Below are 14,807 nucleotides of genomic sequence, written 5' to 3'. Positions count from 1 at the left end.
GGTGGCACCCGGCGTTCATTCATTGTGGGCGGCAAGCGCAGGCCCCGTGCGTCGCGCGGGTTGCGTATTGCAAGCAAGTGCAACACGCCTGCCCCGGACATGGCCCGCCACGGATTGCGCCACCGCCTCAGCGCGGAGGCTCTTCGGGCAGCACGCCATCATTGGCGTTGCGCTCGTCCTTGTCGTCGCCATTTTGCGCCGTGCCCGCCTGCTGCTGGCTGCGCACCTGCAGGAACACGTCGCGGGTGAAGCTGTACTTGTCCAGGGCGGCGCTGTCGAGCACGGACCCCGCGCGCAGCAGGTTGGCGCGCACATCCACGGCACGCAGTGCATACAGCGCATTGCGGGCCGATACTGGGTCCACATAGCTCACCGCATTGCCCTTCCAGTCGACGGGCAGGGCCAGCGTGTCGCGCACGGTGGAGGGGCCCAGGATCGGCAACACCAGGTATGGGCCCGTGCCCATACCCCAGTACCCCAGCGTGAGGCCGAAATCCTGCTTGTAGCGGTCGATGCCCAGTTCGCTGGCGATATCGAGCACGCCGCCCAGGCCCATGAAGGTGTTCACGTTGACGCGCATGAAGGTGGACGCGGCGGCTTCCGCTCGCAATTGCAGCACGTTGTTCACGAACGACCACACATCTCCCACGTTGGCGAAGAAGTTGCTGACGCCCGTGCGCACCGGTGCGGGCGTGGCTTCCTTGTAGGCAATCGCCACCGGCTTGAGCACCATCGCATCGACCTGCTCGTTGAAGTTGGTCATGCTGCGGTTGTAGGACTCCAGCGGGTCGCGCGGGTCCGGGTTGGCCACCGTGGCGCAGCCCGTGAGCAGTGCCGCTCCCAGCAGAAAGGCCAGCCACGCGGCGGCGCGGGCGGCGGGTTGGGAAAGCTTGGTCATCGTCGTCATTTCTTGTCACCTGCCCCTGCGGGCTTGCTGTTGCTGCCGTCTTCGGCCTTGTTGTAGAGGAATTGTCCGATCAGGTTCTCGAGGACCACGGCCGACTGCGTGGCGGTGACCATGTCGCCCGCCACCAGGTTCTTCTCGTCGGCACCGGCCTCGATGCCGATGTACTGTTCACCCAGCAGGCCGCTGGTGAGGATCTTGAGGGAGCTGTCCTTGGGGAAAGCGTAGCGGTTTTCCATCGCCAGCGTCACCCGCGCCTGGTAGGTCTTGTCGTCGAACGTGATGGACTCCACACGGCCCACCACCACGCCGGCACCGCGCACCGCGGCCTGGGGCTTGAGGCCGCCAATGTTGTCAAAGCGCGCGGTGATGCGGTAGCCGGGCTGGAAGTTCAGGCTCAGCAGGTTGGCCGACTGCAGCGCCAGGAAGACCAGCGCCACCGTGCCGAGCATGACGAACAGCCCTACCCAGAGATCGTTTTTGGATGGTTGCATTGTTTGATTTCTCCACTCCGGCGGCTTTTCGGGCCCGCCTCAGATACTGAACATCAGGGCCGTGAGCACGAAGTCCAGCGCCAGCACGGCCAGGGACGCCATGACCACCGTGCGGGTCGTGGCGCGCGCCACGCCTTCGGGCGTGGGCTTGGCGGCATACCCCTGCAGCAGCGCCACGAACGTGACGGTGAAGCCGAAAACCACGCTCTTGATCACGCCGTTGCCCAGATCGCGCCAGACGTCCACGCCGCCCTGCATCTGGCTCCAGAACGCCCCGTGGTCGACACCGATCATGAGCACGCCCACGATCCACCCGCCGGCCACCCCCACGGCGCTGAACACCGCCGCCAGCAGGGGCATGGTGATCACACCGGCCCAGAACCGCGGCGCGAGGATGCGGCGCACCGGGTCCACGGCCATCATCTCCATGGCGGAAAGCTGCTCGCCCGCGCGCATGAGGCCGATCTCGGCCGTGAGCGAGGTGCCCGCGCGGCCGGCGAACAGCAGGGCCGTCACCACGGGCCCGAGCTCACGCACCAGCGACAGCGCCACCAGCATCCCCAGGGCTTCGGAAGCCCCGTACCGCTGCAGCGTGTAGTAGCCCTGCAGGCCCAGGACAAAACCCACGAACAGGCCCGACACCGCGATGATGGCCAGCGAGTAGTTGCCCAGAAAATGGATCTGGTCGCGCACCAGCGATGGCCGCATGAAGGCCGCGCCCGCCAGCTGCAGCAGCCGCGCGAACAGACGGGCGGCCATGCCGATATCGGACAGTTTCTGGCGCACGGCGAAACCCACGTCGGACGGCTTGTACCAGCTCATAGCACCCGCCCCCCGAACGGACCGAAGTCCTGCTCCACGGTCGGGCCCGCGTAGTGAAACGGCACGGGCCCGGTCGGCAGAGCGTTCACGAACTGGTGGACCAGCGGGTCGGCGCTCGCCCGCACCTCGTCGGGCGTGCCCTGCGCGGCCACCACGCCCGCGCCCAGAATGATCACATGGTCCGCAAGCCGGAAGGTCTCTTCCAGGTCGTGCGAGACCACGATGCTCGTGAGGCCCAGGGCATCGTTGAGCTGACGGATCAGCTGCGCCGCCGTCCCCAGGGAAATGGGGTCCAGCCCCGCAAACGGCTCGTCATACATCACCAGTTCGGGGTCTAGCGCAATGGCACGCGCCAGCGCCACGCGCCGCGCCATGCCCCCGGAAATCTGGCTGGGCATCAGGTCGCGCGCGCCGCGCAGGCCCACGGCATGGAGCTTCATCAGCACCACGTCCCGGATCAGCGCCTCGGACAGGTCGGTGTGCTCGCGCAGCGGGAACGCCACGTTCTCGAACACGCTCAGATCCGTGAACAGCGCCCCGAACTGGAACAGCATGCCCATGCGGCGGCGCGCTGCATAGAGCTGGTGGGTGTCCATGCACCCCACGTCGTCGCCATTCAGGAGCACCTGGCCAGCCTGCGCGCGCTGCTGGCCGCCGATCAGGCGCAGCACCGTGGTCTTGCCCCCTCCGGAGGCACCCATCAGCGCCGTCACCTTGCCCCTGGGCACCGCCAATGTCACGTCGCGCAGGATGACGCGGTCACCGTAGGAGAACGTGACATTGCGCAATTCGGCAAGACAGGAAGACTCAGACATGCAATGGAAGGGGTTCGGAAATCCGGAGAACGGGCGGCCGCGACGCATGGGAACATGCTGCGCTCACACAGCGGCGATGGTAGCTGAAGAAACATACATTCATGTATGTTTGCGTTTCAACGCCGCCGCCGGCGGGGCCACGGGAGCTATCCCGCGTGCGGCAACCCCGGATTGACAGGCACCGATTGTGCCAATAAAGGCCGCCATCCGCTGCGCTCTGCTCCAAGGCCCTGACCGACGGGCGTCCTGGCCGCGCCGGTGGCGCTGCCGCTCCCTCGGGCGAAAAAAACGGCGCCCCAGGGCGCCGTTGTTGCAGTGCGACACTGCCTCAGCGCGGCAGGTCGGAATATCCCATCAGGAACTCATCCACGGCACGGGCGGCCTGGCGGCCTTCACGAATGGCCCACACCACCAGCGACTGGCCCCGGCGGATGTCGCCGGCGGCAAACACCTTGGGCGCGTTGGTCGCGTAGCCGCCATCGAAGTCCGTGGTGGCGCGGGCGTTGCCGCGGGCATCTTTGTCCACGCCAAACGCCTCCAGCACGGCAGCCACGGGGCTCACGAAGCCCATGGCCAGCAGCACGAGGTCCGCCTTGAGGATCTGCTCGGAGCCGGCCACCTCGACCATCTTGCCGTCCTTCCACTCGACGCGCACGGTCTTGAGGCCGGTGACCTTGCCGGACTTTCCGTCTTTCCCGTCGCCGATGAACTCCTTGGTGGAGATCGCGAACTCGCGCTCGCAGCCCTCTTCATGGCTGGAGCTGGTGCGCAGCTTGATCGGCCAGTAGGGCCAGGTCATGGGGCGGTTTTCTTCTTCGGGGGGCTGGGGCATCAGCTCGAACTGCGTGACGCTCGCCGCACCGTGGCGGTTGCTCGTGCCCACGCAGTCGCTGCCGGTGTCGCCGCCGCCGATCACGATGACGTGCTTGCCGTCCGCGCGCAGCTGTCCCTTGAGCTTGTCGCCCGCGTTGACCTTGTTCTGCTGGGGCAGGAATTCCATGGCGAAGTGGATGCCGTCCAGATCACGGCCGGGCACGGGCAGGTCGCGCGACTGCTCGGCGCCGCCGGTCAGCAGCACGGCGTCGAACTCCTTGTGGAGCTGCTCGGGCGTGACGGTTTCCTTGGCCCAGTTGGTGACCTTGGAGCCCTTGCCCAGGCCGTCCTTGGGCGCGCCCACGAACACGCTGGTGCGAATGACCACGCCTTCGGCTTCGAGCTGCTTGACGCGGCGGTCGATGTGCGACTTCTCCATCTTGAAGTCCGGGATGCCGTAGCGCAGCAGGCCGCCCACCCGGTCATTCTTCTCGAACAGCGTGACGCTGTGTCCAGCGCGCGCCAGTTGCTGCGCGGCCGCCATGCCGGCTGGGCCCGAGCCCACCACGGCCACCTTCTTGCCGGTCTGGTGCTTGGCAGGACGCGCCTGCACCCAGCCTTCGTCCCAGGCCCGGTCGATGATGGCGTGCTCGATGGACTTGATGCCCACGGCGTCGTCGTTCACGTTAAGCACGCAGGCCGCCTCGCAAGGCGCCGGGCAGATGCGACCGGTGAACTCGGGGAAGTTGTTGGTGCTGTGCAGCACCTCGATCGCGCTCTTCCAGTCCTGGTGGTACACCAGGTCGTTGAAGTCCGGAATGATGTTGTTGACCGGGCAGCCGTTGTTGCAGAACGGCGTGCCGCAGTCCATGCAGCGCGCGCCCTGCACCTTGGCCTGGCTCTCGTCGAGGCCGATGACGAATTCCTTGTAGTGCTTCAAGCGCTCGGGCACGGGCTTGTAGCCCTCTTCGATGCGCTCGTATTCCATGAAGCCGGTAGTTTTTCCCATGACGATGTCCTTGTCTATGAATGCTGTGCTGGTCTCTGCGGCATCGCCTTACTTGGCGGGGACCGCTTCTTTTTTGGTAGCAGCTACCGCTGGCGTAGCGGACTCCTCCAGCACTTTTCGTTCATAAATTTCAGCCAACGCACGCTTGTACTCGGTCGGGAAGACCTTGACGAACTTGCTGCGCGATGCCGCCCAGTTGTCCAGGAGCTCGCGCGCACGCTTGCTGCCCGTCCAGCGGTTGTGGTCCTCCAGCAGCTTCTTGAGCTGCGCCTCGTCGGTCTGGCCGTTGTGCCAGATGGCGCGGGGCACGCTGGCCTTCTGCTCTTCAGCCGGAAGGATGCGCTCCAGGCTGACCATGGCCATGTTGCAGCGCGTGTCGAACTGGCCGTCCTCGTCATAGACATAGGCCACGCCGCCGCTCATGCCCGCGGCGAAGTTGCGGCCCGTCTTGCCCAGCACCACCACCGTGCCGCCGGTCATGTACTCGCAACCGTGGTCGCCCGTGCCTTCGACCACCGCCGTGGCACCCGACAGGCGCACCGCGAAGCGCTCGCCCGCCACGCCGCTGAAAAAGGCTTCACCCGTGGTGGCACCGTACATCACGGTGTTCCCCACGATGGTGTTGCGCACCGCGTCGCCGCGGAAGTCGATACTGGGGCGCACGATCACGCGGCCGCCCGACAGGCCCTTGCCCGTGTAGTCGTTGGCGTCGCCGATCAGGTACAGCGTGATGCCGCGCGTGAGGAACGCGCCGAACGACTGCCCGCCCGTGCCTTCGAGCTGGATGCGGATGGTGTCGTCCGGCAGGCCCTCGGGGTGCACGCGCGTCACGGCACCGGAGAGCATGGCGCCCACGGAGCGGTTCACGTTGCGCGCCACCTCGATGAACTGCACGCGCTCGCCCTTTTCAATGGCGGGCTTGCTGCGCTCGATGAGCTTGCGGTCCAGCGTGTGCTCGATGTTGTGGTCCTGCACATCCACGTGGAAGCGCGGCACATCGGCGGGCACGTTGGGCTGGGCGAACAAGCGGCTGAAGTCCAGGCCACGTGCCTTCCAGTGTTCCAGTCCCTGGCGCATGTCGAGCAGATCGGTGCGGCCGATCAGGTCGTCGAACTTGCGGATGCCCAGCTGGGCCATGATCTGGCGCACTTCCTCGGCGATGAAGAAGAAGTAGTTGACCACGTGCTCGGGCTTGCCCGAGAACTTGGCGCGCAGCGCGGGGTCCTGCGTGGCCACACCCACCGGGCAGGTGTTCAGGTGGCACTTGCGCATCATGATGCAGCCCTCGACCACCAGGGGTGCCGTGGCGAAGCCGAACTCGTCGGCACCGAGCAGCGCGCCGATGGCGACGTCGCGGCCGGTCTTCATCTGGCCGTCGGCCTGCACGCGCACGCGGCCGCGCAGGCGGTTGAGCACCAGGGTCTGCTGGGTTTCGGCCAGGCCGATCTCCCAGGGGCCGCCAGCATGCTTGATGGACGACCAGGGCGATGCGCCCGTGCCGCCGTCATGGCCGGCGATCACGAGGTGGTCGCTCTTGCACTTGGTCACACCCGCGGCGATGGTGCCCACGCCGACTTCGGACACCAGCTTGGTGCTGATGCTGGCGTGCGGCGCCACGTTCTTCAGGTCGTGGATGAGCTGGGCCAGATCTTCGATGGAGTAGATGTCATGGTGCGGCGGGGGCGAGATCAGGCCCACGCCGGGCACGCTGTGGCGCAGCTTGCCGATGTAGTTGGAGACCTTGCCGCCAGGCAGCTGGCCGCCTTCGCCGGGCTTGGCGCCCTGGGCCATCTTGATCTGGATCTGGTCGGCCGACGACAGGTATTCGGCCGTGACCCCGAAGCGGCCCGAAGCCACCTGCTTGATGCGGCTGCGCAGGGAGTCGCCATCCTGCAGGGGCAGGTCGACTTCGACGTTCTCGGCGCCGATCACGCTCTTGAGCGTATCGCCCTGCTTGATCGGGATGCCCTTGAGTTCGTTGCGGTAGCGCGCGGCGTCCTCGCCGCCCTCGCCGGTGTTGCTCTTGCCGCCGATGCGGTTCATGGCCACGGCCAGCGTGGCATGCGCCTCGGTGGAGATGGAGCCCAGGGACATGGCGCCCGTGGCGAAGCGCTTGACGATCTCCTTGGCGGGCTCGACCTCGTCCACGGGGATGGCCTTGGCAGGGTCGATCTTGAACTCGAACAGGCCGCGCAGCGTCATGTGGCGCTTGCTCTGGTCGTTGATGATCTGTGCGTATTCCTTGTACGTGTTCCAGTTGTTGGCGCGCGTGCTGTGCTGCAGCTTGGCGATCGCATCGGGGCTCCACATGTGCTCTTCGCCACGGGCGCGCCAGGCATATTCGCCACCGGCGTCCAGCATGGTCTCGAGCACCGGGTCGTCACCGAAGGCGGCCTTGTGCATGCGGATGGCTTCCTCGGCGATCTCGAAGACGCCGATGCCTTCCACGCGGCTGGCGGTGCCGGTGAAGTACTTGCCCACGGTTTCCGTGTTCAGGCCGATGGCCTCGAACAGCTGGGCACCGCAGTAGCTCATGTACGTGCTCACGCCCATCTTGGACATGATCTTGGACAGGCCCTTGCCGATGGCCTTGACGTAGTTGTAGATGGCCTTGTCGGCCGACAGGTCGCCCGCGAGGTCCTTGTGCATGTCGGCCAGGGTTTCCATGGCCAGGTAGGGGTGCACGGCCTCGGCGCCGTAGCCGCCCAGCACAGCGAAGTGGTGCACTTCGCGCGCGGTGCCGGTCTCGACCACCAGGCCGGCCGTGGTGCGCAGGCCTGCGCCCACCAGATGCTGGTGGATGGCCGACAGGGCCAGCAGCGCGGGGATGGCCACCTGGGTGGCGCTCACGGCACGGTCGCTGACGATCAGGATGTTGGCGCCGCCCTTGATGGCGTCCACGGCCTGCGCGCACAGCGAGGCGAGCTTGGCTTCCACGCCCTCACGGCCCCAGTCCAGCGGGTAGGTGATGTCGATGGTGGCGCTCTTGAACTTGCCCTGCGTGTACTTCTCGATGTTGCGCAGCTTGGCCATGTCGGCGAAGTCCAGCACGGGCTGGCTCACTTCGAGCCGCATCGGTGGGTTGACCTGGTTGATGTCCAGCAGGTTCGGCTTGGGGCCGATGAAGCTGTTGAGCGACATCACGATGGCCTCGCGGATCGGGTCGATCGGCGGGTTCGTCACCTGCGCGAACAGCTGCTTGAAGTAGTTGTACAGCGGCTTGTTCTTGCCCGAGAGCACGGCCAGCGGGCTGTCGTTGCCCATGGAGCCGATGCCTTCTTCGCCGTTCCTGGCCATGGGGGCCATCAGGAACTTGATGTCTTCCTGCGTATAGCCGAAGGCCTGCTGGCGGTCGAGCAGCGGCAAGGGTGCGGCCTCAGGGGTGGACGCGGTGTCGGTGCCCACGCTGTCGAGCTTGATGCGCAGGTTCTCGATCCACTGCTTGTAGGGCTTGGTGTTGACGATGTTGGCTTTCAGTTCGTCGTCGTCGATCATGCGACCCTGTTCCAGGTCGATCAGGAACATCTTGCCGGGCTGAAGGCGCCACTTGCGCACGATCTTGTTCTCGGGGATGGGCAGCACGCCGGATTCCGAGCCCATGATGACCAGGTCGTCATCGGTGATGCAGTAGCGCGAGGGGCGCAGGCCGTTGCGGTCCAGCGTGGCGCCGATCTGGCGGCCGTCGGTGAACACGATGGACGCCGGGCCGTCCCAGGGCTCGAGCATGGCGGCGTGGTATTCATAGAAGGCGCGGCGGCGCTCGTCCATGGTGGTGTGCTGCTCCCAGGGCTCTGGGATCATCATCATCACGGCCTGGCTGATGGGATAGCCGGCCATGGTCAGCAGCTCCAGGCAGTTGTCGAACGTGGCGGTGTCGGACTGGTCAGCGAAGCTGATGGGATAGAGCTTTTGCAGGTCGGCCGCGAGCACGGGCGAGGCCATCACGCCTTCGCGCGCCTTCATCCAGTTGTAGTTGCCCTTGACGGTGTTGATTTCACCGTTGTGCGCCACGTAGCGGTACGGGTGGGCCAGGGGCCACTCGGGGAATGTGTTGGTGGAAAAACGCTGGTGCACCAGGCCCACGGCCGAGATGCAGCGCTCGTCCTGCAGGTCCAGGTAGTAGGTGCCCACCTGGTCGGCCAGCAGCAGGCCCTTGTAGACCACGGTGCGGCTGGACATGCTCGGCACGTAGTACTCTTTGCTGTGCTTGAGCTTCAGCGCCTGGATGTTGGCGCTGGCGGTCTTGCGGATCACGTACAGCTTGCGCTCCAGCGCGTCCTGCACGATCACATCGTTGCCACGGCCGATGAACACCTGGCGCAGGATGGGCTCCTTCTTGCGCACGGTGGGCGACATGGGCATGTCGCGGTTCACCGGCACATCGCGCCAGCCGAGCAGCACCTGGCCTTCGGCCCTGATGGCACGCTCCATCTCCTGCTCGCAAGCCAGGCGCGAGGCATGCTCCTTGGGCAGGAAGATCATGCCCACGCCGTATTCACCGGCGGCGGGCAGCGTGACGCCCAGCTTCGCCATTTCCTCGCGGTACAGCGCGTCGGGAATCTGGATCAGGATGCCGGCACCGTCACCCATGAGCTTGTCGGCACCCACCGCCCCGCGGTGGTCGATGTTCTCCAGGATCTTCAGGGCCTGCGTCACGATGTCGTGGCGCTTTTCACCCTTGATGTGGGCCACGAAGCCGAGCCCGCAGGCGTCGTGTTCGTTACCCGATGAATACAAACCGTGTTGTTGCAGATGCTGGATCTCGGCAGCCGTGGTCATGGCGCACTCCTCATATTTTTCGCAGGGAGTGGAAGATTAGTGCATTGCAACATCTTTTGGCAAGCACATTAATTAGGGTCAGATTCTTAATCAATGGCTACAGATCAGCTCATCATTTTTATTGGGGACACATCATTTTGGTAGCCATAGACCCGATGCGGCCTTATGCATGGCCACGAATCATTCAGATTTTTTGTGAAGCGCCGGCCGTCCCGCCTGTCCCCGGGTCACCCGACGCGGAGTGTGTTTTTGCAACTCTTGCACAAAGCCGGGGTCGCCCAGCGCCCAGCCGCTGAGCACGGATGACGTCAGCGCGGCCTGCTCTTGCGATCCGATGCCCGCCTGAACCAGTGCGGCGTACGCCGCCTCGCGCGCAAACGGCGTGTTGCCCAGCGCCCAGTACAGGGCATGGGGCGTGAGCAGGCGGTCGTGGCGCAGGCCCAGCCAATGGGCGTGGCTGGACCACACGTAGTCGCAGGCCTGCACCACCTGCCCCGTGCGCACGGGGTTCAGATCGAGGTAGACCATGCACGGAAGCAGGTACCGCTCAGGCTGCAGCACCGTGGAGCGGTAGCGCCCCTCCCACAACGTACCGGTGCGGGCATGGCGACAGTTGAAATACTGCACATAGCGCCGCCCCACCGCCTGCATCATCTGCGGCAAGCCATCGACGGTGGTGGGAGTTGCCAGCAGATGAAAGTGGTTGTCCATCAGCACATAGGCGTGCACAGCCACCCCGTATTTCTGAGCATTGTCCGCCAGCAGCAATAGCATGGTCTCGAAGTCTTCGTGGTCGATGAAGATGCTTTGGCGGTTGTTTCCACGCTGGATGAGGTGGTGCAGATGACCGGGCAAGGTCAGGCGTGGCAGGCGGGCCATGGATGTCGATGGGAGCAAGGATGGGGGGCGATCATAAATCCGTCCCCGATTATCCCGTCCAGGCGGAGCCCTGCGTGCGGTGCGAGGCTAGTGTGGCACTGCATCCGCAGCCACTGGCGTATCGCCAGCCTGCGGCTTCAATCCAAAACGCGCCCCCAGCGTCCTGTCGAGCCCGAACTCTTCCAGAATGGCGCGCAGCCGATCCGAGGCGCTGCGCTTTTTCTGGCCTGTGTACCGGGCAATGATGAGCTCGTTCTTCATGCTGTGCTCCCAGCCCACCAACTCCGTCACCGTGACCTGGTAGCCACTGGCCTCCAGGTACAGGCAGCGCAGCACATTGGTGACCTGGCTTCCCAGCTCGCGGGTGTGCAGCGGATGGCGCCACAGCTCGGCCAGTGGCGTGCGCGCCAGCTGCAGGGCCTTGCCCTGGCGCAGGCAGGCGGCCATTTCGGCCTGGCAGCAAGGCACCAGCACCATGGCCCGGGCGTTTTTCTGCAGGCCGAAGGCGATGGCATCGTCGGTGGCCGTGTCACAGGCATGCAGGGCGGTGACCACGTCGATGTGGGCTGGCAATTCATCTGCGCCAGTGGATTCCGCCACGGACACATTCAGGAATGACATGCGCTGAAAGCCCAGCTTGTGCGCCAGCACACGCGACTTTTCCACGAGCTCGGCGCGCGTCTCCACGCCGTAGATATGGCCACGCCCGAGCGCCTTGAAATACAGGTCATACAGGATGAAGCCCAGGTACGACTTGCCCGCGCCATGGTCTGCGAGCGTGGGCCCCTGGCTGGTGGTGGACAGCTCTGCGAGCAGTGGTTCGATCAAGTTGAACAGGTGGTACACCTGCTTGAGCTTGCGCCGCGAGTCCTGATTGAGGCGCCCATCGCGCGTGAGGATGTGCAGTTCCTTGAGCAATTCCACGGATTGGCCTGGCCTGAGCTCCGGAATATCTGCCCCTACCCCTTTGGAGACTGCCGTCTTGTCGTGGGCGCGGACCTCGGAAGGAATGCACGGCACGGCATTCTTTTTCTTGTCCTTCATAGACCTCCCCCACCGGTCGCCGATGCAGGCCGTCCACTGCCTTGGGGCTCTGAGGGTCCCACGCCCAGAGCCATCCAGCCTTGCATGCCCATGCTTTCAAGGACTTCCATGTTGCGCTCAAAAATCGTCTCGGCCTCCGGAAAAACCTCTACCGCACGGTCGATACTTGCTTCGCGCAGCAGATGCAAGGTCGGATAAGGCGCGCGATTGGTGCAGTTCGTCACGTCGTCCATGGCCGTGCCTGCGAATTGGAACTGCGGATGAAAGCTGGCAATCTGAAGGTAACCCTCCAAGTCCATCGCGGTCAACAATGCGTCGGCCTCGGCCAGGAAGTCATTGAAATCCAGAAAATCCGGGAGGCAATTGGGCAACACCAGCAAGGTGGTGTCCCGCTGCTCCGGCGGAGCTGCTGCCAATGCAGCAAGCTCGCTGCGCAGAGTGCTCAACACTTCGACCGCATCCTGCGCGAGAGTGACCGCATAGTGAATCTGTCCCTTTACATGCACCGCTTTCGCAAAAGGGCACAGATTCAGCCCAATCACCGCCCGCTCCAGCCATTTGACTGTGTCATGGATGAACAAGGCAGCGGGGTCCGAAGACCCCGCCAAAATACTGGGGGGAAGAGGCGTCATGGAGCAAGCGCGTGCGCGCGATGGAATGCACGGGGATTTTACCGGGAGCACTGCTGTGACAGCCGGGACCGCGGCCCGAGTAGGCCCGTAGGCAATGATTCCGGCAGCCCTCCATAGCGAAGGGCGCCCCGTCGGCGCCTTTACCCATCCAGGAGCCGCAGCCCTGTCAGCCGTTCATGCTCGCGTGCTGCGAACCGGTCGGTCATCCCCGCAATGAAGTCGGCCACGGCACGAGCGCGGACGGGGCCGTTGTCTGCCAACGCCTGCTCGGCATAGTCCTCTTTCATTTCCTTTGGAGACTCCATATAGGCGCCGAACAGATCGCGGACGATCTGCTGCGCCTTTCCAGTCGTTTCCATGACACGCGGATGGCGGTATAGATTCTTGAACAGGAAGCGCTTGAGCTCTTGCGACTGCTCGCGCATGGCGTCGCTGAACACAACAAGCGCAGGAGATCGCCGCACGTCGTCGACGCTGGAAGGCGATGCTGCGGCCAACGCAACCTGGGTAGCGCTGATCACGTCATACACCTGCGTACTGAGCATGCGCCGAATAGCGTCGTACAGTAGGCGCCGTTGCTGCGGGCGCTGCGAAAGATGGGGATACTCAGCCTGCGCAGCAGCCCGATATCGGTCGAAAAGCGGTACTTCCGCCAATTGATCCAATGTGATCAATCCCGAACGCACGCCATCATCGATGTCATGCGCGTTGTAAGCGATTTCATCCGCCAGGTTGCACAACTGCGCCTCAAGGCTGGGCTGCTGACGCAATAGGAAGCGCGCGCCCACGCCATTGGGCTCCAGAGCCTCCAGATGCCGTGCGTGCGCCCGGGAACAGTGCTTGAGAATACCTTCGCGGGTCTCAAACATCAGATTCAAACCATGGTACCGCGGGTAGCGTTCCTCAAGCGCGTCCACAACCCGCAAGCTCTGCAGGTTGTGCTCAAACCCTCCATGCCCGACCATGCAGTCATTCAGGGCATCCTGCCCTGCGTGGCCAAAAGGTGTGTGTCCCAGGTCGTGGGCCAACGATATGGCCTCAACCAGGTCTTCGTCAATTCTCAAGGACCGCGCGATAGACCTCGCCAATTGGGCGACCTCCAGGGAATGGGTCAGTCGCGTGCGAAATAGATCTCCTTCGTGGTTGAGAAAGACCTGTGTCTTGTAGACAAGCCGCCGAAATGCCGAGGAGTGAACAATGCGATCCTTGTCCCGCTGGTACTCCGTCCGTGTGGGCGCGGGGATTTCAGAGTACCGCCTCCCCTTGCTTGCCCCGGGACGGCATGCGTATGGAGCAACCGGAAAGCCATTCAACGTCAAATCCGATCTAATGCCTATACATTGACATACAAGCAATACGGTGACAATTCAGGCACAGCACGCATCAATAACCTCACGCACGAGGCTGTCTGGAGCGGCACGCAGTGCTGCCTTGCCTGGTCCATCAATCACGACAAAGCGGATTTCGCCTGCCTCGGCTTTCTTGTCAACACGCATGAGCTCCATGTAGCGACCTGCATTATCGAGGGAATCCAGGATCGGGCCCTTGATCGGTAGCTCCGCGCGTTGCATAAGCGATGTGAAGCGTTGAATGAAGGACTCATTCACCAAGCCCAACCTGTGCGACAGATGTGCTGCCATCACCATACCGGCCGCGACGCCTTCTCCATGCAGCCATACACCATAGCCCATGCCCGCTTCAATCGCATGGCCAAACGTATGGCCAAAATTGAGGATAGCGCGGAGCCCAGCTTCTTTTTCATCTTGGCCGACAACCCAGGCCTTGATTTCGCAACTGCGGCGGACAGCGTAGGAGAGGGCATGCTGATCATGCGCCATCAGTGCGTCCATGTTTTCTTCCAACCAGTCAAAAAAGCGCATATCCGAGATAGGCCCATACTTAATGACCTCGGCAAGACCAGCGTTGAACTCCCGTGCTGGTAACGTATCGAGCACCGCGAGATCGCAAACCACCAGTTGCGGCTGATAGAAGGCCCCAATCATGTTCTTGCCCAAAGGGTGATTGATGGCCGTTTTGCCCCCCACCGATGAGTCCACTTGCGCCAGTAGCGTGGTAGGTACCTGCACAAAAGGCACACCTCGCATATAGCTGGCAGCAGCAAAACCCGTCATGTCACCGACGACGCCCCCCCCCAACGCGAAGACAAGCGTCTTGCGGTCACAGCCGTGGGACAACAGTGCATCGAAGATGGTCTGCAATGTCTGCCAATTCTTGAACTTTTCGCCATCAGGAAGCTGCACTTCGTGGATGTGGGAAAACCGCCTATTCAATGCTGACCGCAACTCAGCCACATACAAAGGGGCAACTGTTGTGTTGGAGACTATCAGGGCGGAGGAGGCTGGCGGCAACGTCTCATACAAGGAGCGCCTGCCGATCAAGTGTGTCCCTATAACTATCTCGTAACTACGATCACCTAGGTGGATATTGACGATTGCTGTGCTCAATGACATGGTGTGCTTACTACTGCAAATGGCGCCCAAAACCGCGTGGTGCTTCTTGTTCAATGAACATTTTACTGCATCAGAGTCTGCCTGATTAAAAAAAGTAAAGCGCCTCCCGCACGATCAGGCAATCACTTTTAGGAAACAAAGAACA

At 63.5% G+C, this 14,807-nt stretch carries 11 protein-coding genes; all 11 read right to left on the bottom strand.

The window, feature by feature from the left end; genetic code table 11:
* Positions 1-127: 127 nt before the first annotated feature.
* The gene (locus AC1RCS_RS04655; RefSeq protein WP_370627806.1) at positions 128-898 is read right to left on the bottom strand and encodes an MlaA family lipoprotein; all 771 of its coding nucleotides are present in this window, start codon (positions 896-898) and stop codon (positions 128-130) included.
* 5 nt (positions 899-903) lie between these two features.
* Positions 904-1,398 carry an outer membrane lipid asymmetry maintenance protein MlaD gene (mlaD, locus tag AC1RCS_RS04650; RefSeq protein WP_218293432.1) on the bottom strand — a complete coding sequence of 165 codons (495 nt, stop codon included), beginning with the start codon at positions 1,396-1,398 and terminating at the stop codon, positions 904-906.
* A 39-nt stretch (positions 1,399-1,437) separates the two neighbouring features.
* On the bottom strand, positions 1,438-2,220 hold the full coding sequence (mlaE, locus tag AC1RCS_RS04645; protein ID WP_492244425.1) for a lipid asymmetry maintenance ABC transporter permease subunit MlaE: 783 nt from the start codon (positions 2,218-2,220) through the stop codon (positions 1,438-1,440).
* Positions 2,217-3,035 carry an ABC transporter ATP-binding protein gene (locus AC1RCS_RS04640; protein ID WP_492244424.1) on the bottom strand — a complete coding sequence of 273 codons (819 nt, stop codon included), beginning with the start codon at positions 3,033-3,035 and terminating at the stop codon, positions 2,217-2,219. Before AC1RCS_RS04640 ends, mlaE begins: the two co-directional genes overlap by 4 nt.
* Before the next feature lie 328 nt (positions 3,036-3,363).
* A complete protein-coding gene (locus AC1RCS_RS04635; RefSeq protein WP_218293429.1) occupies positions 3,364-4,857 on the bottom strand; it encodes a glutamate synthase subunit beta in 1,494 nt (497 codons plus the stop codon).
* Positions 4,858-4,905: 48 nt separating this feature from the next.
* Positions 4,906-9,636, bottom strand: a complete 4,731-nt coding sequence (locus AC1RCS_RS04630) for a glutamate synthase-related protein (protein WP_369641644.1) — start codon at positions 9,634-9,636, stop codon at positions 4,906-4,908.
* 180 nt (positions 9,637-9,816) lie between these two features.
* On the bottom strand, positions 9,817-10,515 hold the full coding sequence (locus AC1RCS_RS04625) for a transposase (RefSeq protein ID WP_492244423.1): 699 nt from the start codon (positions 10,513-10,515) through the stop codon (positions 9,817-9,819).
* 87 nt (positions 10,516-10,602) lie between these two features.
* Positions 10,603-11,559: a class I SAM-dependent methyltransferase gene (locus AC1RCS_RS04620; protein ID WP_492244422.1), complete on the bottom strand. Its 957-nt coding sequence runs from the start codon at positions 11,557-11,559 to the stop codon at positions 10,603-10,605.
* Positions 11,556-12,191: a DUF1415 domain-containing protein gene (locus AC1RCS_RS04615; RefSeq protein ID WP_492244421.1), complete on the bottom strand. Its 636-nt coding sequence runs from the start codon at positions 12,189-12,191 to the stop codon at positions 11,556-11,558. The genes AC1RCS_RS04620 and AC1RCS_RS04615 overlap by 4 nt, the downstream gene beginning before the upstream one ends.
* A gap of 140 nt (positions 12,192-12,331) precedes the next feature.
* Complete coding sequence (locus tag AC1RCS_RS04610) at positions 12,332-13,528, bottom strand: deoxyguanosinetriphosphate triphosphohydrolase (RefSeq protein ID WP_492244512.1); 1,197 nt, start codon at positions 13,526-13,528, stop codon at positions 12,332-12,334.
* A 30-nt stretch (positions 13,529-13,558) separates the two neighbouring features.
* A complete protein-coding gene (gene aroB / locus AC1RCS_RS04605) occupies positions 13,559-14,662 on the bottom strand; it encodes a 3-dehydroquinate synthase (RefSeq protein WP_492244420.1) in 1,104 nt (367 codons plus the stop codon).
* Positions 14,663-14,807 lie beyond the last annotated feature (145 nt).

The sequence above is a fragment of the Acidovorax sp. GW823-FHT01C06 genome (genome assembly GCF_058798375.1).
This window is presented reverse-complemented; position numbering and strand designations above follow the sequence as displayed.